This window comes from Treponema pallidum subsp. pallidum str. Nichols (assembly GCF_000410535.2).
In the GTDB taxonomy this organism is placed as follows: Bacteria; Spirochaetota; Spirochaetia; order Treponematales; family Treponemataceae; genus Treponema; species Treponema pallidum.
This window is the reverse complement of sequence record NC_021490.2, coordinates 638530-659701: the sequence shown is the minus strand read 5'-3', so window position 1 is coordinate 659701 and position 21172 is coordinate 638530. Positions and strand designations below refer to the sequence as shown.

Here is a 21172-nt window from a genome sequence, read left to right as displayed (position 1 = left end):
GGAGGAATGGTATGGCAGTGGTGACTATCAAAAATCTGCTTGAATCTGGGGTTCATTTTGGCCATCAGGTCAGGCGGTGGGATCCGCGGATGAAAAAGTATATTTTCGCGGAGCGTAACGGCATTCACATCATTGATCTGCAAAAGACGATTACGGCCATCCGCGAGGCGTACGACATGGTGCGCAGGACTGTTTCCTCAGGCAAGTCCGTTTTGTTTGTGGGCACAAAGAAGCAGTCGCAGCAAACCATTGCCAAGGAAGCGCAGCGCTGTGGGATGTTTTATGTGACTAACCGTTGGCTCGGCGGCATGCTCACTAACTTTTCCACCATAAGGAAGAGTCTTTCGCGTCTCAAGAAGATAGAACGCATGGAGATAGACGGTACGTTCGAGCATCTCTCTAAGAAGGAGGTGGCGTCTTTACGCAAGGAGCACGCGAAGCTAGAAAAGAATTTGGGCGGCATAAAGGAAATGAAGGAGCTGCCGGGTGTAGTGTTTATCATTGATACGCGTAAGGAGACTATCGCTATCCGTGAGGCGAGGCGAGTTGGTATCCCGATTGTTGCGGTGGTGGACACCAACTGTAATCCTGAAGGTATCGATTACCCAATCCCCGGGAATGACGATGCGATCCGTGCCATTTCCCTTTTTACCCAACTCATTGCCAATGCGGTTATGGAAGCGGGTAACGAGCATGGTTTGAAAATCATTGAGAACTTGCAGGATGAGGAGAGTGGCGATGAGCTTGACGAGTCCGTTTCCTTGCACGAGGAAGGGCGCGAAATTACTGACTATGAAAATTATACTCCTCCTGAGGAGCGTGAGTATTCTGTGAACGATGAAGGCGATGTGTTTGATGAGGATGAGTCGCTCTACGAGGGGCGTTAGGTGTGCCCTCCGCGGTCTCTTTTGGGATGTGTGTCTGGGTAGGCATGTTTGCATCGAAGTCTGATCGGAAAATGCTGTCAGGAGGGGTACATGGAGATTGCTGCTCGCGACGTTAAGTCTTTGCGTGATAAAACCGGGGCCGGGATGATGGAGTGTAAGCGTGCGCTCCAGGAGTGTGCAGGGGACGCTCTGTGTGCAGAAAAGTATCTTAAGGAGAGGGGGCTTGCTGCCATCGAAAACAGGCGTGGGCGTGCCACTGCTGAGGGAGTCATCGTTATTAAAGCACGGCATGCAGAGGGCGCGGCCTGTGGGGCGAGCGCTGTAGCAATGGTTGAGCTTGTTTGCGAAACAGATTTTGTGGCAAAGAACGCAGAGTTCATCGCCCTTGCTGAGCGTATAGCTCAGGCGGTGCTCGAGCACGCGTACACTGAGGTAAACCAGGTGCTGCGCGATATGGTGGTGGACCTCGCAACGCGCGTACGGGAAAATATGAGCTTGACGCGCCTTGCGCTCTTACGTGCCGGCAGTGCCGGTGCAGGTCAGTACCTTTCTCACTACGTGCACCCTGATAAAAAAACAGGGGTAGTGCTCTCCTTTTCCTCCGATGCGCCGGATGTGTTCCTGCGATCCGATGTGCGGGCCTTCGCGTATGACTGCTGTTTGCACGCGGCGGCATATACCCCTCGCTACGTGCGCGCAGAGGACGTGCCTGCTGAGTATGTGCGGGAGCAGCGTGAGGTGTTCCAAGCGCATGTTGCGTCTCTCCAGAAGCCTGCGCATGTCAAGGAAAGTATCGTGCAGGGTAAACTAGAGAAGCATTTGGCTGAGATCTGTTTTCTGAAGCAGCCCTTTGTTAAGGACGACAAGCTTTCTGTTGAAAAAAAGATGGCAGAAGTGGGTGCCCGCGCAGGGGGTGCGCTTCGGTTTACTCAGGCACTGATATACCAGCTAGGGGTACAGTGAGTGGGAAGCACGGATAGATCCTGCCACCCTGCAGGATGGGGAGCAAGCAGGCGTGGGGGAGCTCGTGCTTCTCTCTTGCCGCACTGTGTTGTGAGGGGAAAAGATGGGTATCGCTGAGTGCTATGAGCAGAAGATGAAGAAGTCCCTCTCAGCGCTGCAGGAGGGTTTTAACACGCTGCGTACTGAACGTGCGACTGCACATTTGCTTGATCAGATTACTGTCGACTACTATCAGCAACCAACCGCGCTTAGTCAGGTGGCTACCGTTTCGGTACCCGAGGCGCGTTTGATCATTATCCAGCCTTGGGATAAAACGCTCCTTGCGGATATCGAGCGTGCAATTTTAAAGTCAAAATTGTCGCTCAATCCCTCCAACGACGGCAAGGTTATTCGTCTAGTGATTCCTCCACTTACCCAGGAGCGAAGGAAGGAGCTTGTCAGGCAGGCGCGCGCGTTAGCCGAGCAGGCGCGCGTTGCTATTCGCAATATTCGCCGTGAGGGAATCGAGGAAGCAAAGCGCGGGCATAAGGAGGGACTGCTAAGCGAGGATGCACTGAAAGCAGCAGAAGAGGCCTTCCAAAAAGCGACTGACGCTTCTGTCGCAGACGTTGCACGGTACTTGGCCGAGAAGGAAAAGGATATCCTGGAAGGTTGAGTGCCGTGCAGCACGTGGCCATCATCATGGATGGAAACGGGAGATGGGCGGAAAGGAGAGGGTTGCGGCGCAGTGCAGGGCACCGGCGGGGGCTGCAGACAGCGCGAGAGATTGTCGCGGCGCTGTGCGCGATTCGGGTGCCTTTTGTTACTCTGTATGTGTTTTCTACTGAAAACTGGAAGCGCTCTGCGCATGAAGTGCATTTCTTGATGAATTTAATCAGGTGGTATTTGAAAAAGGAGATGTCATTCTATGTGGAGCATGCCATTCGCGTAGTGCACCTGGGTTGTGCGCAGACACTTCCGCCTGATGTGCGCAGCCAGATAGAGTATGTTGTGGAACGCACTCGGTCTCATCGGGGAACTACTGTTGCGCTTGCTATAAATTATGGGGGAAAAGATGAAATTTTACGTGCGGTAAAAAAGGTTTTGTGCAGCACTTCGTGCCCGGATGGTGAGCTTCTCACCGAAGAAGCTTTCGGCGCGTGCCTTGATGCGCCGCAGTTGCCGAGTGTCGACTTTCTCATCAGAACAGGGGGTCAGCAACGCATGAGTAATTTTTTGCTTTGGCAAAGCGCGTACGCGGAGTTCTATTTTACCGATATCCTGTGGCCTGACTTTCGGGTAGAAGACATGCTGCGCGCCCTGGATGAGTATCGCCTGCGCACGCGTACCTTTGGGGGTTTGGAATGAGCGCGGAAATAAAGAGGCTGTTAATCTTTTTTTTCGGCGTTCCAACTATTCTTATGTTGGTATATGCGGCACCGCATGCACACTTCCTAGCGTTCCATTTGGTTATCTTCGGATCAGTTATGGGTGCGGTATGGGAAATGCATGCGATGGTGTCGCGCAGGATGTGCACGTACCCACTGGTTTTGTTGATCCCTTTCAGTCTTGTGCTTCCGCTTTTAGGATATGCAGCGCTGTGGCAGCCTGCACGGGGCGCTGAATCTGTCCTTTTTATTGGAGCACTGGGCACGCTGCTCATGAGTGTTTTTTTCACCGAATTGGTGTATTCGTTTTCTGCTTCTTTTGAAAACGCCCTTGAGCGTATGGCCTCGGCACTGTTGCTTGTTTTGTATCCAGGTATCTTTAGCCTTTTTTTTTCGCTCATTACGCGGTGGCGTCATGCAGAGATCGCATTGGTAATTTTTTTTCTCATGGTTTTTACGTGCGACTCTTGTGCATGGTTCTGTGGGACGCTCTGGGGAGTCAACAACAGAGGGATAATTCCTGCAAGTCCTAAAAAGAGTATTGCAGGTTTTATTGGAGGTTTTGCCGGTTCGGTAGGTGCAGGGTGTTTTGGCTCACTTGTATTTGGTTCGCGTGTGACGCTCTCTTTGGGGATGCTCATGGGTGTTGGAGCCTTGGTAGGACTGACTGCCATTGTAGGCGATCTAGTCGAGTCGGTGATGAAACGTTCGGCTCAGGTAAAGGATTCAGGATTTTTTACCCCCGGGCGGGGCGGAATTATGGATAACCTGGATTCGCTTGCGCCGTCACTGGGGACTTTTTACATTGCATGTGAGTGTTTTGGGATCGCTGCAGTATGAGTGTGCGACGTGTGGTAGTGCTGGGCATTACTGGTTCTATTGGAGCTGCAGCACTCAAACTTCTGCGTCGGTTTCCCGATCGGTTCTTGCTGGTGGGCGCTTCAGGTCACCGGCAGACCGAGTACGCGCGGGCGTTGGCGCGCGAGTTCTCTTTATCAGATATCACTATGACTGGCTCATGTTCTGAGCAAGAAGGTCGCGCACGCATAAAGCGTCTGCTTTCTTCCTGTGAAGCAGAGGTGGTGGTAAACGGTATTGCCGGCGCTGCTGGTCTTTTTGCCTCTCTTGAGGTGCTCAAGACGCGTTGTACGCTCGCGTTAGCAAATAAAGAAAGTGTGGTACTTGCAGCTTCTCTTTTGCATGCTGCGGCACGCGAAAGTGGGGCAACAATCGTTCCTGTAGATTCAGAGCATGCTGCTATTTTTCAACTTATTGCAGCGCACGGCGCGCATGCGGTGGCGCAGGTAGTGCTCACTGCGTCAGGTGGTCCATTTAGAACCTTTTCAAAGGAGTGCTTAGCGCATGTCACGGTGGAAGATGCGCTTCAACATCCGACGTGGCGTATGGGGAAGAAGATTTCTGTTGATTCTGCAACACTTGCAAATAAGGCACTGGAAGTTATAGAAGCAGTGCAGTTTTTTCGTATACCGGTGGATCGGGTCACGGTGGTGGTGCACCCTCAGAGCATAGTGCATGCGCTGGTGCAATGTCATTCGGGAGAAACGTATGCGCAGCTTTCTGTCCCTGATATGGCGTCGCCGTTACTGTATGCGTTGCTGTACCCTGATGCGCCTCCTGCGTATCAAACTCCGCTTGATTTTACATCGGGACTGTCTTTGCATTTTGAACCTCCGAGGGTAGATGACTTTCCGCTGTTGCGTATGGGTTTTGATGTTGCACGGGCGCAGCGTGCGTATCCTATTGCCTTTAATGCAGCAAATGAGGAGGCGGTGCGTGCGTTCTTGCAAAGAAACATTGGGTTTTTAGATATCGCACACGTGACTGCACAGGCGTTGCAAGAAGATTGGCGCGCAATTCCCCAAACGTTTGAAGAAGTTATGGCGTGCGATACGCGTGCGCGGATGTGTGCGCGGACGTGCATTGCACAGAGGTGGAGAGAGAGGTGATTAAGATAATTATTGGCGTTGTGGTGCTTGGTATTGTGGTGTTGTTTCATGAACTGGGGCATTTTGTCGCCGCGCTTTGGTGTCGAGTGGAGGTGCTCAGTTTTTCTGTCGGTATGGGGCCGGTCCTGTTTCGAAAGAAATTTGGAAAAACGGAATATCGCCTTTCGATGCTTCCTCTTGGGGGGTATTGCGGTATGAAGGGAGAGCAAGCGTTTCAAACGGCGCTTGATCAAAAACTTTCCCGTATTCCCGTTGAGCCCGGTTCACTGTATGCAGTAGGACCGCTCAAACGCATGGGTATTGCCTTTGCAGGACCGCTGGCGAATGTGCTTATGGCGGTAATGGTATTGGCATTGGTTAGTGCGCTTGGCTCGCGTGTACACACATTTGGAAACCGTATTTCACCGGTGTATGTATACGATAGTTCTGATAACTCGCCTGCACGCCGCGTGGGACTTCAGGACGGGGATACAATCCTGCGCATTGGTGACCAGCCGATACGCTATTTCAGTGATATTCAAAAAATTGTATCACAGCATGCGCAGCGTGCATTGCCATTTGTGATCGAACGGAGGGGGCAGCTTATGCACGTGACCATTACGCCTGATAGAGATGCGCATACTGGCATGGGGAGGGTTGGTATTTACCATTACGTACCGCTAGTTGTTGCGGCGGTTGATGCACACGGTGCTGCATCGCGGGCAGGTCTTGAACCTGAAGATAAAATTCTTGCAGTAGCAGGACGCCGTGTGCAACACGCAGTACAGCTCCTTGCGCTGCTCAAGGAATTTCGAAAAAAGTCAGTCGTATTGACTGTGCTGCGTTCAGGGAAGAGGCGATATCATACCATTGCGTTAGTGCGCACAGAAAACGGGGCAATAGATGTTGGTATCGAATGGAAAGCTCACACCGTGGTTATACCGGGAACTTCTTTTTTTGCAAGTGTCCGTGCGGGCATTGCAGAAACGTTGCGTATGTGTGTATTGACGGTGAAGGGTATTGGTATGCTCTTTCGGGGCCTGCAATTTCAGCAGGCTATCTCAGGCCCATTAAGGATTACGCATGTGATAGGAGATGTGGCCCAGCATGGTTTTCAGGAGAGTTTTTTAACGGGACTGTCACAATTATGCGAGTTTGTGGCACTCGTGTGCGTCTCTCTCTTTATTATGAATCTACTCCCCATTCCGATCCTGGACGGCGGTTTGATTTTATTCGCATGTGTTGAATTGTTTATGCAAAGAAGCATACACCCGCGTGTGTTGTACTATCTGCAGTTTGTAGGTTTTGCGTTTGTTGCATTGATATTTTTATGTGCGTTTTGGAACGACGTGAATTTTTTGTTTCACTAGGAGTGAGTGATGCAGTTACGGTGTGCGTGTGAGCGGGTGTTCGATATTGAACATGAGACGGTAATTTCGCTTGATGAGCACCCGGAATTTGTTGCGCGTATACAGCAGGGGGATTTTTTAAGTTACCAGTGTCCGGCATGTGGTGCGCGTATTCGTGCCGAAATAAAAACAGAATTTGTGTGGCATGCGAAGAATGTGCATTTGCTTTTGGTTCCTGAGCGAGAGCGTTTGCGGTGTTTGGCTTTTTGTGCCGGTATGCATATGAGCGACGGAGATAGTGCTGACTTTTGTGAACCCTTTGTCTTACGGGAGCACCAGACACCCGTGATTGGCTACGCAGAACTTGCTGATCGTGTTGCAATACTAGCATGGGATTTGAACCCTGAAATTGTTGAAGCAGTAAAGTTTTTTGTGTTGGAAGGGGCACCGCATCTAGGAGACAAGAGAGTTTCGTGTTTTTTTGAACGTTGTGTCGGGGACACCGGATCGCGCGTGATGGAGTTGCACGTGTACGGTATCAGAGAACAACAAACGGCAATTATGCCGGTTCCCATGAATGTGTATGAACGCGTTGAGCGAGAGCGAGGTAAACAAGCGGAGTTGTTTGAGGCGCTGTATGTTGGGGCGTATCTTTCATACAAGAATGTTTTTACTGACGCGTAGCGCCCGCACAGCGAGCAGCATCTGGTGTGCGTGGTGTATGGGGTGTTGTACGCTTGGGCTTTTTGCAGACAGTGTAGAGAAGCGCGCAGCGAAGGATGTGTTTACTGAACCGGCGCGCTTTTATCCCTCACAAAAATCAACGCTTGAATCTGCCCGGTCTGATACATCTGAATCTGAGAATGCATCTTCTTCCGTTCCTTCCCACAGTCAGCAGGAGTTGGCGCCAGACTCTGCCGCGCCTGCGCGTAACTCTGTGTTGTCCCCTGCTCCTCCTGAAAGGAGAGAGAAGCAGGGGACTGCGGTGCATGGGGCGGAAGTGACGCGGGCGGGAGCTGTCAGCCCGCGTTTTGTAGGGGGGCTGACAAAAATACTGGCCGCCTCTGACCATACATTCTTCGCTGCAGGAAATGATGGGTTTCTCACCCAGTACACGTATCCGGATTATAAACCGGATACGTGGCAGATCACCCCTGTTTCTATCAAACACTGTGCAGTGCATCCGGACCGCGCGCGTATTGCCGTATATGAAACAGATGGACGCAATTACCACCGAGTCAGTGTGTGGAATTGGCGCACGAAAGAAATACTTTTTGCAAAGCGTTTTACCGCATCGGTTGTGTCACTCTCGTGGATTGTGCAGGGAAGTTTTTTGAGTGTGGGAACAGCATCGCGCGAAGGTGTGACGGTGTTAGATGGGAGTGGAAATACAGTTTCTCTATTTTCGGAAGAGCCTGGGGTGGTGTTGTTGACTGCGAGTGGACCGCGCCTTGTGCTCAGTTATGCAGAATCTGGACGCCTCACGTACGTAGATTACAGCAAAAAGACAACCGTCAAACGTCTTCTTACCGAAAAGAATCTCCTGTCTCCCATGTTAATACATAACGGTGCACATCTTGTCGGTTATAGAGACCAACGTGTGTATGTCATCCAGTCTTCAAGTGGCGCGGTGCTCACCGAGTACCCTGCACGGAGTGCATGTTTTGCGCATACATTCAGCGATAGTCTTCCTGTGTGGATAGAGCCTGCTGAGTTGAAGTATCACTGGCGTATACGGAAAGCTGCGCAGCGTTCTGCTGATTTTATGCTTCCTGACAATGCTCGCATAACAAGTGCGTGCTCGGTTCGCACGCGGGTCATCGTAGGAACCGATCGCGGGATCCTCTATGAATTGCAGCAGGGAGATGACAGGCGCGTAACTATCCGCGCACTCAATGGCGAGCGTCAGATATACGCAAGCGATGTACATGGTGCAGATGAGGGCGCGTATTTTTTAGCAGACGGATCCCTATATCACAGCATGGCGTCCGGGGGACCGTATCGTGTTTTGGTGCGCGGAGTAAAAGGAACTCGGTTTCTGCCTTATCGTGATGGTTTTATTGTGTGGTCTGCAGGGAAAGAAACAGAGTTTCTTCATTGTGCGCAAAAGACGAGTCAACACAGGATGATATATCGCGCGCGTTCCACGGTAAGCGGCGTGTCGGTGTATGGGCGTATGTTGGTGATTACTGAACCTTTCTCTGGAGTATCGGTGGTGGATATTGAGCGGGGGATACGAGTTTTTTTTCACAAAGCGATTGGTATGCAGGATTCGCTATTGATTACTGATGACGTAATTGTAGCCACTCAAAGCGGTTTGCAGCCACTTGTCCTGCTGCATATGCGTACGGGGGAGACATATACGCATGCGGTGGGAGGCGATTTTGCCTTTGGCGTCCGCGCGCATGATACACAGCATGTATATTTTTTTTCGTTGGATACGAATGCGGGCACGACTGATTTGATCCATCTTCGTCTGCAACTGCAGCAACCCACAGAAAGTGTTGTGCGACGCATCCTCTCTTATAAGGATGAGGATATAGATGCGCATATGGTGATGCGGCGTTCACTGTTGGTAACTAATTTAGGAAAAGGGGCGCTTGTCGGACATCGCGTGCAACAGTCGCAGGTGTATCGTATGTCCCGTGCGTATGCGTTACCAAAAGTTGCTGCAATCACGTCGAACGGAGTTGTCAGCGTGAATTACGATGGTTCAGTTTCGTGGTATGAAGGCGACGGTGCGACATTGAAAGCAACCGAATTTATCCGGACCGAAGATTTTTGAACGGGTACACAAGGTGCGGTGTATTTTGTAATTCGGCACGGTGGTATGAATGCTTCCTAGTTGGTCTTGACAGGGAGCTCCTTCTCGGGGGAGGATGGGCGGGGTAGATGTTGGTTCGCTACAGTTACGATGCAAAGGGAAGGCGGTTGGGGCGTGCGCTGGTGTACACTGAGTCGGAGCACGGTATACCTCGGCAGAGCGTTGACGCTGGGGCGATAAGGGTTGTAGAAGCGCTGGTGGGTGCGGGGTATGAAACCTATATCGTCGGTGGGGCGGTAAGGGACCTGGTTGCGGGAAGGACACCAAAAGATTTTGACATTGTTACAGGCGCAGTTCCCTCTAGGATTCGTAGGTTGTTCAGGAACTCGCGCATTATCGGCAGGCGCTTCCGCATTGTTCATGTGTCGTGTGGCTCGCAGCTGTACGAGGTTTCCACCTTTCGCTCTCGTGTGGGGGAAGGTTCGGTGTGTGTTCCTGGCACGTTGGAGGAAGATGCATGGCGGAGGGACTTTAGTGTCAATGCCTTGTACTATGATCCTCTGAGAAATGTGGTGATCGATTGTGTCGGTGGAATGGTTGATCTGAAGAGGCGTCGCGTGCGGCCGCTCATACCTCTGCGGTCCATCTTTGTAGAGGACCCAGTGCGCATGCTCCGGGCATTGAAGTGCTCGGTGATGTGCGAGTCTTCCATCCCTTTTTCTGTCCGCCGCAGTATTCGCCGCAGTGTTTCCCTTCTTGGGGGGTGCTCTCCCTCCCGGTTGACCGACGAATTTGTAAAAATCCTCTTTTCCGGTCGGAGCGCCGCGCTTGTGCGCGCCCTATGTGGGTACCAGCTCCTTCTGTACTTGCAGCCGTCTGTGCACTACTTTATGCGGGATGTGCCGTGCTTTGAGAGCGCTTTTTTTGCAAGCTTGAGGGTGCTAGATCAGGCTTTTGTGTCTGGGAGGGTGAAGCGTGTGGGGCAAGCGCTTACGTACGTGCTGCGCGATTTTGTCGGCCTGGTGTTTGGTCATGCAGACGCACCGGATGAGGTGTACATAAGGGTGTATCGAGCATGTCGCAGTTTTGTGTTGCCAATGAATCCTCCCCGTGTAGAATTGGAGTACGCGGTGCGCTCTTGTTTGGGCGGTCGGGGTTTCGCGGCGCGCGCGGCGTGTACGCCTTCGGGTCGGTTGTGTGCGCGAGAGAACGGGGTGAGGTGTGTTTTTTCTTCCCCGTAGGAAGATAAGGTGGAGTTTGTTTCATGAGGTTTGTTTTTCTTGGTCCTCCTGGTGCCGGTAAGGGTACGCTTGCAGGTGAAATTTCTGGGCGTTGTGGCGTTGTGCACATCTCCACAGGGGGTATTCTTCGGGCAGCAATTCAGAAACAGACGGCATTAGGTAAAAAAGTTCAAAAAGTAGTTGAAGTGGGCGGCTTGGTAGATGACCAGACCGTTACGGAGCTAGTGCGGGAGCGTGTCAGTCACGAAGATGTGGTTAGCGGTTTTATTCTAGATGGGTTTCCTCGCACTGTCACGCAGGCTAGGTGCTTAGAGGACATTGTGCCGATAGACTACGCGGTGAGTATTGTAGTACCGGACGATGTCCTTGTTGCGCGTCTTACTGGCCGCAGGGTGTGTTCGGCCTGTGGGAGCAGTTATCATGTGCTCTTTGCGCAGCCTAAGAGAGAGGGTGTGTGCGATCGGTGTAGAGGAGTACTGGTCGTGCGGGAGGATGACAAGATGTCGGCAATTCTTCAGAGGCTTACCGCCTATCGAGCGCAGGCGGAGCCCATTGTCCACTTTTACAGTGAGCGGGGGAAATTAGTTTCTCTTAATGGTGCTCCGCCGATATCGGATGTAGTGTTGGAGTTTCAAGAGCGTTTTGCACAATCACGGTGAGCTCGATGTATGTGGGGGGTGCGTCGTATGGTACCTGCTTTTTTGCAGGTCGTATTTCCCCTTGTTGGTTGTGCGCATTATATTTTGTGGGGGCGGGCTATGAGAAAGGTTATCGTATATGGTGTCGTACTGTGTCTGTGTGTGCCGTGTTTCACAGCAAGCTCGGACAAGGCAGCGCAGGTGCCGTCTGTGCAGAAGGAAATGGCCGATCCGGTGGAAGGTATCTGGAAGAGCGTTGATGACAATACAGGGAAACCCACTGGGGTGTGGCGGTTGTATGTTCAGGATGGTAAGCTCTTTGGCAAGATCCTCGTGTGCATGGGGAGGGCTCCGAATGCGGCGGTGGTTTCGTGTACAAGAACGTATCCTGATTTCTCCAAGAAGGGAAACGTCGCCAATATGCCCTTGGTTGGTACGCCCTTCATCTATAACCTCGAGCGTACTTCTCCAGGCTCCTGGGGTGGTGGATACGTAATAGATCCTGCAAGCGGTAAGTACTATTACTGCAAAATTAATTTCATCCCTGCGGATGGGAGGAGCTACAAGGTTGATACGCTGCAGATGCGCGGGGAAATCAGCTGGGGGATTGGCAGAAGCCAGTACTGGCTCAGGTCTTCCCAGACGGAAGTCGATGAGCTCATAAAAACCAACGTGGTGGCGCACACGTTCGTGCCTGCTTCCGAGTAAGAGGACCGGCTCCACCGGCGGAAAGATATGTTCTTCAGTACAGTACGGAATCCACCAGGGCCTTGAAATCGCGGTTGAGGTGGTTTCCTTCCTCCTTACTCACCCGAATGGTGAAAAGACCGTCCTCGGTGCTGACGATGCTTTCCATAGGGCTGAGAGAGGGGCCGTCTTCTCCCGTGACTACTTCTAGGCAGTCGTGGACAGCGTGGCTCTCATAAAAACAGCAGGGACGATAGTCGAAGACGCCTTCGATATATTCGAGGACTGCTGAGTCCCGCACGACGTCGCCGGGCTCTGCGTTGCGGCCCAGGAGTTCTGCGAGTGTCGCCGGCACGTACTCGCTGTGCGTTGAAAGCTGGGGTGTTTTCGAGAGGAGCGCGTCTCCCGCAGCCGCGTACTCGCGTGTGCTTTCTTCAGCAGTCCCCTCGATACTCTCGACTTCCTCCAAGGGGTCCAGGTCCTCTTCCGGACTGGAATCGGAAGGCAAAGAGGCTGCCTCGTCAGGGAGTTCCTCTAGCACCTCGTCGAGCTCTTCATCGGCTGTGTCCGCACGCATCGCCACAGGTAGCACAGCCTCCCCACTTGCAAGGCTCTGCGCGAGCACTTCCCTGACAAGCTGTTCGATTTGCGCGCGGTTCATAGCACGCGCACCACCGTAACCATGCTCCAAGGTGGAGAAGACGTCATCCCAACCCTTACTGAGGAGCGCATCGAGCTCGCGTCCCCGCCTTATACGGAGACGCCTGGGAAGAGACTTCTTCATTTCTGCATCTGTTTCCCGCCTGCGGTGTTCAAGTCGGGTTCGCACCTCCTCCCACTCGAGTGATTCCTTCTGTTCGAGACAACTGTGTAGGAGCTGCGCGTGGAAGTGTATCAGCCTGTCCCTCAGTTTTGTGAGGGGGTCCTGGCGAAGGCTGAGCAACTGGAATACGAGCAAAAAAGTAGTCACAACAGCAACCATAGCGACAAGGCCCTTCGTCAGAGGGGTAAAGCCAAACAGCAAGACGGGCACTGCCTGTGCAATGACAAAGGCGCCTGATGCATTACTGAGCAGTGCCCAGTCTTCGTGCTGCTCACTCCTGACTGTCTGTACCCTGAACTGCTTGCGCTTCCACTCTGCGAGCACAGAGGGTTTGAGGGAACGTACCCCCTCATGGGGGATACCAATAACGATGCCACCGAAGGTGTAGTCATCAGCGGAAAGCGGAACAATGCTGTCTGTGATCTTCAGTTTGTTTTCCGCAATAAGGTGGGTGCCCAAGGCACGCAAGGACAAGTAGAAAAGAATGCGTCCACGATATTCCCCGTAGTTCCCCAGGGAGGGGAAAGAGTACAGCAGCGCATCATGGTACTCGTCGATAATAACCTTCGGTTCAGGGGAATGCTCCCCTAGAAACTGAAGAGGGACGTCGTGCTCCTCAGCGTTGTACTTTCTGTAGGTTACAGAACCACTGTCAGCAAGGAGAACGTCGGACTCAAAGGTGGAAAAATGGATATTTGGTTTCTGCGCCTCAACAATACGCACCCCTTTGAGACCAGCGACAGAAGACAAGAGCGCACTGGCCTCCCGGGCACGTTGTGTAATGTCTTCAGCCTTTTGCGCAGGATCGAAACTACTTCTGACTGCATCAAGCGCACAGAACTGAGAAAACAGGGGTCGATATCGACTGTGCCAAGCCTCACTTGCCTTACTGACCTCACGCAAGTTGGTAGAGAGCGCACTGAGAACAGTCGGTTGGTAAAAGTGTCTTTCAAACTCGGCAAAAGAAGCGCGTGGTGCGCAGAAAAACACCCCCACCATAAGGACGAGCGTCGCGAATAGACTGAGAATAACCTTAACGCCTGTGTTCACCGGTCGCGCCTCGCGTATACGTGGGGTAAGAACATGCAGCCCTGCGCCCCTTCTCGGCAAAAGAAGCGCATTCCTTGAGCACATGGTGCCATGACTTTTCATAAGTGTACCCTGTGGTGTGTGAGTAGGGGAAGAGAGGGGGAAGAAGCGCCCTATGGCAACAGGATGTGCGTACGTGCAAGATCCACGCATGAAGAAAGTGCGTGCGTCATGCATTGTTCCTTAGACGAGGGTGTGCACACGGAGCGTCGTGCCGCTTCTTGCCGTACGGAAAAAAGCGCAATCCACAGCGCATCGCTTCGTTCTTTACTTTGCCAAGACAGGGCGTGTGGATACTGCAGTGCGATTGCCTGAGCATGACGGCACGATACCGTGTACACATCTGCGCTTCTGCGAGACGCGCGTGTCTGAGCATGCTTTTTTGAAAGCAAACGAGAATTGTTCCGTATTTTCGCATTTGTGTAATTTTTCTTCAGTTGTGCGGTCATGCGTAATAGGGCTGTATCTATGCTGTTGTGAATGCTTTCAGGAGGTGCATACACGTGCAGCCGACGCATAGGAGAAAACCGCGCTACCAGCGTGCGTGCACGAACGAGTTCTTTAACACTTGCGTGCGTTGCACGAACGCAGGATTCTGCATAGGTAATGTGCTCCTTCTCATCTGTGCCGAATACTTCTTTGGGAGAAAAGTATTGCGCAGGAAAATCATCTGCATGCACCACTATATTTTGTTCTTGAAAGTCATAGCGGTTCCCCTCGGCAAGGATTTTACGTACAGCGAGTAATTCCGGCCGGTATTCGAAGTGCATAGTGTCCCACAGCATCCAGTGTCCGCCCCAGATAAACCCTTCGCTTTCGAAAAGACTGATGATTTCTGCAGGTGGAGCCCAGCGCTTTTTTATGGGGATGTGCATCCAATCTTCGTTATGCGCAGCTTCCCAATTCCAGTACATGGTGTGGCGTTGCCAATTCTTGGGCATAAGATCCAACGCGATCCCCCAGCTGTGGTTACTCTTTTGTCTAGAATCAGAAATCTCACGCCAGTTAAAGCCGTCGACGCGTAAAAGATCCTCGATAAACTTTTGTACGTGAGCATGCGTCTTCGCGGCAGTGAGGATTTTTTCCTGTACTGCGTTTAAGCGTGTGATGAGTGCTTTGTGTACGTATACGGGCTTTCCTAAGAACGTATAGTCGCGCGCGAGACGAGCGTTGATTTCCGAACGTGTGGCAGGACCGTAGAGCCACGTGAAAAAAGCGTCGTGATAGGGTTTTGTAGCGCTGCGTTTAATTGCAAGCGTCTTAGGCCTAAGCGCGTGTATTTCTTCTGGAAAAAGGTGCGCGGGGTCTAGGACTTCTCGCGCGTAGACATAATCGATGATGGGGCGCCAGTCGTGGGCTTGATCACGGTGTTCTCGAGGTAAAAGACGCCCCTCTGCCCAGTAGAGGGTGCGCCCGTCTGAACGGATGAGCCAGTCCTGTTCCCGCGGGTCATAGGCAATGACCGCGTTGAGATGAGGATATGCGTCCTGGATGGCGCGCAGAGCAAGGGGCGCGTTGTTAAGGTCGTAGAACGTGCGGTCACGGTTTCCGAAGTGCGCGGCGCAGGGGAGCGTACGCAGAAGAAGCGCGAGTGCCACTGTGCGACGAAAGACCACGCCCGGTGTCTCGGCGCATTATACGCGCGGCTAAAGAAATCATAGGCAGCAATTTTATTGTTTCTTGCGTCAAGCACGGGGAGGCAGGGGGAAGGCAGGACTTGTCAGAGTGTAAAAAAAAGGGATAGGATGGCGGTGGTGTGCGGTCGGGGGTTTTTTGGCGGCATAGCTCAGTTGGTAGAGCACGCGGCTCATATCCGCGCTGTCATAGGTTCAATCCCTATTGCCGCTATTTCCTTGGGTGATCTATCATCGCCGCTTGATAACTTTGTGCGGGTGATGTAGGATGCGCGCAAGTTCTGGGGGCGTAGCGAAGTTGGTTATCGCGCCAGCCTGTCACGCCGGAGATCGCGGGTTCGAGCCCCGTCGCTCCCGTCTGCGCACTGTGCGGTGCGCGTCCCTTTCTGTGTGGTTTCTTTGCGTGCACGGGTGGTAGCGCAGTGGTAGCGCGCTCGGTTCGGGACTGAGAGGTCGGGGGTTCAAATCCCCCTCGCCCGACCATCGCCGTTCCTGATCCATGGACGACTTGAACGTCCGACCTGCCGCTTAGGAGGCGGCCGCTCTCTCCGCTGAGCTAATGGATCGTGTGCCCCACACCCGGGCGCCGTCAGCAGACACCAGTTGTATGTAAAAGTCAAGAGTTCCTGTACGGACTTGTGGCTCTCTTGAAGAGAGGCTCTCACTGCGGTGGGCTCGTTTACGGGTCCTGGCTTTTGTGCTACAGTAGCGGCCGTGGGTGCTCCTCTTTTTACCGTTCTCGATGTGCTCAAGCTCGATCTGAAAGAGCGCGATTCGCTTGATCTGCGTTGTATCGCAGGTCACCATGGACTGGCAAATCCCATCACTATCTCGGATCTGAACCGACCAGGTCTTGTCCTGTCAGGCTTTTTTGACTTGTTCGCCTACCGGCGGATCCAGCTTTTTGGCCGCGGAGAACATGCGTATCTGCTCGCCCTTTTAGAGCAGGGACGATACGGTGCTATCGAAAAGATGTTCACCTTTGACTTGCCTTGTTGTATCTTTTCCCATGGAATTACCCCGCCGGAGAAGTTTTTGCATCTTGCTGAGCCTTCTTCTTGCCCTATCTTGGTCACTCGTCTTACGTCGAGCGAGCTTTCTTTACGTCTCATGCGTGTTCTCTCCAATATCTTCGCACCGACGATAGCGCTTCATGGAGTATTGGTGGAGGTGTATGGCGTCGGGATTCTTATTTCAGGAGATTCAGGAGTAGGAAAAAGTGAGACTGCTCTGGAGTTAATTGAGCGCGGTCATCGACTTGTTGCAGATGACTTAGTAGAAATTTCTTGCGTCAATGGAAATAGCCTCATTGGGCGGGGGGTGCACAAAAGTATCGGTCACCATATGGAAATTCGCGGTTTAGGAATCATCAATATTACACAGCTGTACGGGGTCGGTTCTATCAGGGAGCGGAAAGAAATACAAATGGTGGTTCAACTTGAAGAGTGGAATTCTTCAAAGGCCTATGATCGTCTCGGTACGCAGGAGCTGAACACTACTATTTTGGACGTCAGTGTTCCCCTTATAGAAATACCGGTAAGGCCCGGAAGGAACATCCCCATCATCCTGGAGACAGCTGCTATGAACGAGCGTTTAAAGCGTATGGGCTATTTTTCTGCAAAGGAATTCAATCAGAGCGTACTCAAATTGATGGAGCAGAATGCAGCACATGCACCGTATTATCGGCCAGATGATACGTACTAGGGGGCTAAAAAACGTGCGGTGTATGGCGGTGGAAGGAAAGCATAATGGTCGTAAAAACGGTGCGCGTGCTTAATCGTGCGGGCGTACATGCGCGTCCTGCGGCGCTTATTGTGCAAGCGGCAAGTCGCTTTGATTCGAAGATAATGCTTGTGCGGGATACGATCAGAGTGAATGCAAAGTCTATTATGGGTGTTATGGCTATGGCTGCAGGGTGTGGAAGTGAGCTCGAGTTGGTTGTAGAAGGTCCAGACGAAGTTGCTGCATTGTCCGCCATTGAGCGGCTATTTCAGAATAAATTCGAGGAAGAGTAAATACGCTCTTACGTGTTAGAACGCCTGTGTTTGTGCTCTTTGCGTGATAGGGGTACTGTACACTGAGATAGGGAAGGGGCAGAAGGGATGTCCGTCTGGCTTTTTACCGGACCTGAAATAGGGGAGCGAGATAGTGCAGTTCAGGAGGTGTGCGCGCGTGCACAAGCGCAAGGGACGGTGGACGTACATCGGCTCTATGCACACGAAACGCCTGTGGCAGATCTTGTAGATCTCCTGAGAACTCGTGCGCTGTTTGCAGATGCAGTCTGCGTGGTACTGTACAACGCAGAGGTTATTAAGAAGTGTGACGAAGTGCACGTGCTTACAGAATGGATAAAGGATGGCGGCTCGCGCGCTGACGTGTTTTTGGTACTGATTTCCGATAGTGTCAGTATACATAAGCGTATAGAACAGAATATTTCTCCCGTGCATAAGCGTGTTTTTTGGGAGTTGTTTGAAAATAAAAAACACGCGTGGGTGCAGCGATTTTTTTTTCAGCATGAAATGCGCATTGAACAGGAGGCTATCGAATCTCTTCTTGAGTTGGTGGAGAACAACACTCGTGCGCTCAAAACTGTTTGTACGCAGCTTTCTCTTTTTTTTGAAAAAGGACGCCGCATCACTGCGCACGACATTAGTTCGTTGCTGGTGCACACAAAAGAAGAGACATCGTTTACCTTATTCGATGCGCTGTCCAAACGAGATCTTGAGCATTCACTTATGATTCTCAACACGCTGCTTTGTTCGAAAGACGTTGCCCCTGTACAAATCCTTGCAGGACTCGCTTACGCGTTCCGTCGCCTTGCGCATTGGCACCATATACCGGAGGACAAAACGCACCCTGCAACGCTAAAGCGCTATGGGTTCACTTCTCGGCGTATGATTGCGCAATACCAGCGCGCTGCGTCTCTTTGGACCCTGAGCGATACGCATGCTATTTTGGATAGATTGTTCCAGACAGACGCAATGATCCGCTCAGGTGGGACGCCTCTCCAAGGGCCGCTGATGCAGCTGTGCCTTTACGCGATTGTAGTGCACGCGGGTAGGGCACCACACAGGTACTGCACAACGCTGCAGGAGCAGTGCGGACTACAGAACGAAATTTACTAATTTATTGGGAACTATCACTACGCGCTTTGGCTGCTGCGTACCAAGAAACTTACGCGCACCGGCGGTTTCCCGCGCCTTTTGCTCGAGTTCCTCATTTGGAGCGTTCGGCGCTACGGAGAAGGTGTCGCGCACTTTACCGTTCACCTGCACCACTACGGAGCACACATGCGGCGCCACACGCGCAGGGTCCACCTGTGGCCAAGGCTCATATGCGATAGTGTGCGTGTGCCCACACATTTCCCAGAGTTCTTCTGCCAAATGTGGTGCATAGGGAGAGAGGATTTTTACAAACATCTCCCACATTTTAGAGGGAAGAGGCATCCTCCGCGCCACCCGCGTAGCCTCATTTACAAATATCATCATCTGACTGATTGCCGTGTTAAAACTAAGCGCCGACGTATCGTCGGTCACTTTTTGAATAGTCCGGTGTAACAGCGTTTCGAGGGCGTACATGCTGCAAGACTTTTTCTGTGCGTGCAGGTCACCTGGCGGCTCTGCACGAGAGTCTTGTGGAATACCGTTTGCGGCCGCCACGCGCCCCGCAAGTACCCAAATTTTTTCTAAAAACCGAAAAACCCCCACTAACCCCTGCGTATTCCACGGTTTGGAAGCCTCAAGAGGTCCCATGAACATCTCGTATACCCGGCACGCGTCAGCACCGTACGCTGCAATCATGTCATCAGGATTGACGACATTCTTTAACGCTTTTGACATTTTTGCCACAACGCACTCGAGTTTTTCCCCCGTACGAGCATGCACGTAGGTACCTTGAGCATTAGTGTGCACCTCGTCGTGAGGTACAAGCGCGCCATTTTTCCTGCGATATGCATACGACGTAATCATGCCTTGGTTCACCAACCGCGCAAAGGGCTCTTTCGTGCTTACAAGACCTAAGTCGTACAATACCTTGTGCCAAAAGCGTGCATACAGTAAATGCAGTACGGCGTGCTCTGCACCACCTACATATAACGCCACTGGCGCCCAGTAACGCTCCTTCTCGGGTGCACAAAAGGCAGTCTTATTGCGGGGGTCCATATAACGGAGGTAATACCAGCAGGATCCTGCCCACTGGGGCATTGTGTTTGTTTCTCGCACTGCGTCAGATGCACACTGCGGACAGGGAACGCGCAGCCACGTGCGCGCTCGTGCAAGGGGGCCCTGCCCATCTTCCGTGGGAGTGAAATCGGCGGTTTCGGGTAACAAAAGCGGCAGCGCACTCTCAGGGAGAGGTACAACACCGCAGGAAGGACAGTGCACAAGAGGGATGGGTTCTCCCCAATAGCGCTGACGGCTGAACACCCAGTCGCGTAGGCGATAGGTGACGCGCCGTGCACCTGCGCCACGCATTTCAAGATGGGCAACAATACGTTCTCGCGCGTCGGCACTAGCAAGACCATTGAAAGCTCCAGAGTTGACGACAAAACCCTCGTCTGAGACGCATCTTTGGAGTACCGCGCCTTGAGGGGAGTTGCTATTAGGAACTGTTGCAGTGTAGTCTGCAGACACCACGGTTAACTTGGGTAAGCCAAACCGAGTGGCAAAATCCCAGTCGCGCTGATCATGTGCAGGAACTGCCATCACTGCCCCCGTGCCGTAGGAAACGAGCACATAATCACCTACCCACACCGGTATGCGCATATCATTGATTGGATTGCGCACGTACGCGCCGGTGAAAACACCGGTCTTTTCCTTCGCTAAATCAGTGCGTTCGAGATCGTTCTTTTTTGCTGCACGTTGCACGTACGCCTGTACCGCTGCGCGTTGTGCGTGTGTAGTGAGCGCCGTTACCGCTTCATGCTCGGGAGCAAGTACCAGGTACGTTACTCCAAAAAGCGTGTCCGCACGCGTGGTGTACACGCGAATTGTCTGTGGTAGCTTATCGTGCACTGAACACGCAGGCGCATCTACGGGAAAGTCAATTTCCGCGCCGCAGCTTTTTCCAATCCAATTACGCTGCATTTGTTTAACTGACTCAGGCCAGTCAAGTTCATCTAAATCTGAAAGGAGACGCTCGGCATACGCTGTAATACGCACCATCCACTGGCGGACACCACGCCGCGTCACCTCAGCACCACAGCGCTCGCAGCACGCGTCTCTTACTTCTTCGTTTGCAAGGCCTGTTTTGCAGCTGGGACACCAATTGATGGGCGCGGTTGCTTCATAGGCTAATCCTTTTTCATAAAGTTTGAGGAACAGCCACTGAGTCCAGCGATAGTATTCTGGATCTGCGGTAGATATTTCACGTTCCCAATCGTAGGAAAAACCAAACGACTGGATCTGTCTGCGAAAGGTGTCGCAGTTGGCGGAGGTGGAGACGCGCGGATGAGTACCAGTTTTGAGTGCAAAGTTTTCTGCCGGAAGTCCGAAGGCATCAAAACCCATAGGGTGGAGCACGTTGTAACCACCCATGCGCAAGTAGCGGCAGTAAATATCAGTTGCAGTGTAGCCTTCTGGATGTCCGACGTGAAGTCCCTGCGCTGAAGGATAGGGAAACATGTCCAACACGTACGCACGCCGCTCAGGAGGGAAGCGCTCATCCTCGGACACACAAAAGACGCGCTTGTCGCGCCAATAGGCCTGCCATTTTTTCTCTAGAGCGCGAAACGGATACCCCATAATCCCCTCTGTGTATGCAGAGGGCATTGTACACGCCGGTACA

The 21172-nt window shown here is 52.3% G+C and carries 18 protein-coding genes and 4 tRNA genes; 18 read left to right on the top strand and 4 right to left on the bottom strand.

Annotated features, from left to right (window positions below; all coding sequences use genetic code 11):
- Positions 1-11 precede the first annotated feature (11 nt).
- The 12 genes from rpsB (at position 12) to TPANIC_RS02935 (ending at position 11863) form a co-directional block, all read left to right on the top strand.
- The gene (rpsB, locus tag TPANIC_RS02990) at positions 12-887 is read left to right on the top strand and encodes a 30S ribosomal protein S2 (protein ID WP_010882052.1); all 876 of its coding nucleotides are present in this window, start codon (positions 12-14) and stop codon (positions 885-887) included.
- 90 nt (positions 888-977) lie between these two features.
- Entirely contained in the window at positions 978-1850 is an 873-nt protein-coding gene (tsf, locus tag TPANIC_RS02985; RefSeq protein ID WP_010882051.1) for a translation elongation factor Ts, read from the top strand.
- 103 nt (positions 1851-1953) lie between these two features.
- Complete coding sequence (gene frr / locus TPANIC_RS02980) at positions 1954-2505, top strand: ribosome recycling factor (protein WP_010882050.1); 552 nt, start codon at positions 1954-1956, stop codon at positions 2503-2505.
- Positions 2506-2510: 5 nt separating this feature from the next.
- Positions 2511-3197 carry a di-trans,poly-cis-decaprenylcistransferase gene (locus tag TPANIC_RS02975; protein ID WP_010882049.1) on the top strand — a complete coding sequence of 229 codons (687 nt, stop codon included), beginning with the start codon at positions 2511-2513 and terminating at the stop codon, positions 3195-3197.
- Positions 3194-4057 (top strand): phosphatidate cytidylyltransferase, encoded by an 864-nt coding sequence (locus TPANIC_RS02970; RefSeq protein WP_010882048.1) that lies wholly within the window; start codon positions 3194-3196, stop codon positions 4055-4057. The genes TPANIC_RS02975 and TPANIC_RS02970 overlap by 4 nt, the downstream gene beginning before the upstream one ends.
- Positions 4054-5184 carry a 1-deoxy-D-xylulose-5-phosphate reductoisomerase gene (gene dxr, locus TPANIC_RS02965; RefSeq protein WP_013945233.1) on the top strand — a complete coding sequence of 377 codons (1131 nt, stop codon included), beginning with the start codon at positions 4054-4056 and terminating at the stop codon, positions 5182-5184. Before TPANIC_RS02970 ends, dxr begins: the two co-directional genes overlap by 4 nt.
- Complete coding sequence (gene rseP / locus TPANIC_RS02960; protein ID WP_010882046.1) at positions 5181-6533, top strand: RIP metalloprotease RseP; 1353 nt, start codon at positions 5181-5183, stop codon at positions 6531-6533. Before dxr ends, rseP begins: the two co-directional genes overlap by 4 nt.
- 6 nt (positions 6534-6539) lie before the next feature.
- Complete coding sequence (locus tag TPANIC_RS02955) at positions 6540-7196, top strand: CpXC domain-containing protein (RefSeq protein WP_010882045.1); 657 nt, start codon at positions 6540-6542, stop codon at positions 7194-7196.
- A gap of 37 nt (positions 7197-7233) precedes the next feature.
- Complete coding sequence (locus tag TPANIC_RS02950; protein WP_016484223.1) at positions 7234-9297, top strand: hypothetical protein; 2064 nt, start codon at positions 7234-7236, stop codon at positions 9295-9297.
- A gap of 107 nt (positions 9298-9404) precedes the next feature.
- On the top strand, positions 9405-10517 hold the full coding sequence (gene pcnB / locus TPANIC_RS02945) for a polynucleotide adenylyltransferase PcnB (RefSeq protein WP_010882042.1): 1113 nt from the start codon (positions 9405-9407) through the stop codon (positions 10515-10517).
- Between the two features lie 23 nt (positions 10518-10540).
- Positions 10541-11176 (top strand): adenylate kinase family protein, encoded by a 636-nt coding sequence (locus TPANIC_RS02940; protein WP_010882041.1) that lies wholly within the window; start codon positions 10541-10543, stop codon positions 11174-11176.
- Between the two features lie 27 nt (positions 11177-11203).
- Entirely contained in the window at positions 11204-11863 is a 660-nt protein-coding gene (locus tag TPANIC_RS02935; RefSeq protein ID WP_014342808.1) for a DUF2147 domain-containing protein, read from the top strand.
- A gap of 34 nt (positions 11864-11897) precedes the next feature.
- Here the strand turns inward: TPANIC_RS02935 and TPANIC_RS02930 are convergent, their stop codons facing one another.
- Together TPANIC_RS02930 and TPANIC_RS02925 are read right to left on the bottom strand one after the other, a co-directional pair.
- Positions 11898-13931, bottom strand: coding sequence for a hypothetical protein (locus TPANIC_RS02930; RefSeq protein ID WP_010882039.1), 2034 nt, complete (start codon positions 13929-13931; stop codon positions 11898-11900).
- Positions 13868-15370 carry a M15 family metallopeptidase gene (locus TPANIC_RS02925; protein ID WP_010882038.1) on the bottom strand — a complete coding sequence of 501 codons (1503 nt, stop codon included), beginning with the start codon at positions 15368-15370 and terminating at the stop codon, positions 13868-13870. The genes TPANIC_RS02930 and TPANIC_RS02925 overlap by 64 nt, the downstream gene beginning before the upstream one ends.
- Before the next feature lie 159 nt (positions 15371-15529).
- Between TPANIC_RS02925 and TPANIC_RS02920 the strand changes: the two genes are divergently transcribed.
- The 3 genes from TPANIC_RS02920 (at position 15530) to TPANIC_RS02910 (ending at position 15871) form a co-directional block, all read left to right on the top strand.
- A tRNA-Met gene (locus TPANIC_RS02920) sits at positions 15530-15602 on the top strand.
- Positions 15603-15671: 69 nt separating this feature from the next.
- Positions 15672-15745, top strand: a tRNA-Asp gene (locus tag TPANIC_RS02915).
- Between the two features lie 51 nt (positions 15746-15796).
- Positions 15797-15871, top strand: a tRNA-Pro gene (locus TPANIC_RS02910).
- A 10-nt stretch (positions 15872-15881) separates the two neighbouring features.
- Here the strand turns inward: TPANIC_RS02910 and TPANIC_RS02905 are convergent.
- Positions 15882-15954, bottom strand: a tRNA-Arg gene (locus tag TPANIC_RS02905).
- A 148-nt stretch (positions 15955-16102) separates the two neighbouring features.
- Between TPANIC_RS02905 and hprK the strand changes: the two genes are divergently transcribed.
- From hprK to holA, 3 genes are all read left to right on the top strand, one after another.
- Positions 16103-17092, top strand: coding sequence for an HPr(Ser) kinase/phosphatase (hprK, locus tag TPANIC_RS02900; protein WP_013945224.1), 990 nt, complete (start codon positions 16103-16105; stop codon positions 17090-17092).
- A gap of 44 nt (positions 17093-17136) precedes the next feature.
- Entirely contained in the window at positions 17137-17403 is a 267-nt protein-coding gene (locus tag TPANIC_RS02895) for an HPr family phosphocarrier protein (protein ID WP_010882035.1), read from the top strand.
- 87 nt (positions 17404-17490) lie between these two features.
- Entirely contained in the window at positions 17491-18513 is a 1023-nt protein-coding gene (gene holA / locus TPANIC_RS02890) for a DNA polymerase III subunit delta (protein ID WP_014342499.1), read from the top strand.
- Here the strand turns inward: holA and leuS are convergent.
- Positions 18493-21129 (bottom strand): leucine--tRNA ligase, encoded by a 2637-nt coding sequence (gene leuS, locus TPANIC_RS02885; protein ID WP_010882032.1) that lies wholly within the window; start codon positions 21127-21129, stop codon positions 18493-18495. The genes holA and leuS overlap by 21 nt on opposite strands.
- Positions 21130-21172: the final 43 nt, after the last annotated feature.

Excerpts from the sequence above, each read along its gene's own strand:
- rpsB (WP_010882052.1), top strand. The coding sequence starts at position 12 with ATGGCAGTGGTGACTATCAAAAATCTGCTTGAATCTGGGGTTCATTTT.
- tsf (WP_010882051.1), top strand. The coding sequence starts at position 978 with ATGGAGATTGCTGCTCGCGACGTTAAGTCTTTGCGTGATAAAACCGGG.
- frr (WP_010882050.1), top strand. The coding sequence starts at position 1,954 with ATGGGTATCGCTGAGTGCTATGAGCAGAAGATGAAGAAGTCCCTCTCA.
- TPANIC_RS02970 (WP_010882048.1), top strand. The coding sequence starts at position 3,194 with ATGAGCGCGGAAATAAAGAGGCTGTTAATCTTTTTTTTCGGCGTTCCA.
- dxr (WP_013945233.1), top strand. The coding sequence starts at position 4,054 with ATGAGTGTGCGACGTGTGGTAGTGCTGGGCATTACTGGTTCTATTGGA.
- TPANIC_RS02950 (WP_016484223.1), top strand. The coding sequence starts at position 7,234 with ATGGGGTGTTGTACGCTTGGGCTTTTTGCAGACAGTGTAGAGAAGCGC.
- pcnB (WP_010882042.1), top strand. The coding sequence starts at position 9,405 with ATGTTGGTTCGCTACAGTTACGATGCAAAGGGAAGGCGGTTGGGGCGT.
- TPANIC_RS02940 (WP_010882041.1), top strand. The coding sequence starts at position 10,541 with ATGAGGTTTGTTTTTCTTGGTCCTCCTGGTGCCGGTAAGGGTACGCTT.
- TPANIC_RS02935 (WP_014342808.1), top strand. The coding sequence starts at position 11,204 with ATGGTACCTGCTTTTTTGCAGGTCGTATTTCCCCTTGTTGGTTGTGCG.
- TPANIC_RS02930 (WP_010882039.1), bottom strand. The coding sequence starts at position 13,931 with ATGCATGACGCACGCACTTTCTTCATGCGTGGATCTTGCACGTACGCA.
- TPANIC_RS02895 (WP_010882035.1), top strand. The coding sequence starts at position 17,137 with ATGGTCGTAAAAACGGTGCGCGTGCTTAATCGTGCGGGCGTACATGCG.
- holA (WP_014342499.1), top strand. The coding sequence starts at position 17,491 with ATGTCCGTCTGGCTTTTTACCGGACCTGAAATAGGGGAGCGAGATAGT.
- leuS (WP_010882032.1), bottom strand. The coding sequence starts at position 21,129 with ATGGGGTATCCGTTTCGCGCTCTAGAGAAAAAATGGCAGGCCTATTGG.